Genomic DNA, 299 nt, shown 5'->3' with positions numbered 1-299 from the left:
GCCCTTGTTATCACTCCGATCAGATACATGCCCGCGCCTTCTGGCATGCCTACTCCGACGGTGGCCCAGATTCCGGCCGACGTCGTCAATCCGCTTACCCTGTTATTCTTAAACAGGATTACGCCCGAACCGATGAAGCCGATGGCGGTTACCACCCCCGCGGCCACACGCGACGGATCCAGTTTGATATATTCCCCCAGCACATCTTAAAATCCATATTTCGATATGATGATCATCAGCGCGGACGAGACCGCTACAATCACATGGGTTTTACTGCCGGCCGCCTTATTCCTGTTTTT

General features: G+C 53.5%; 1 pseudogene. It reads right to left on the bottom strand.

Annotated elements, in window-relative coordinates:
* Nucleotides 1–299, bottom strand: a pseudogene (locus tag NE473_RS31370) (MgtC/SapB family protein); the annotation flags it as partial.

It is taken from the genome of Hungatella sp. SL.1.14, from assembly GCF_024460495.1.
Lineage (GTDB): Bacteria > Bacillota > Clostridia > Lachnospirales > Lachnospiraceae > Hungatella > Hungatella hathewayi.
Note: the sequence above shows the minus strand (reverse complement) of the source record. Positions and strands in the feature narration are given on the sequence as shown.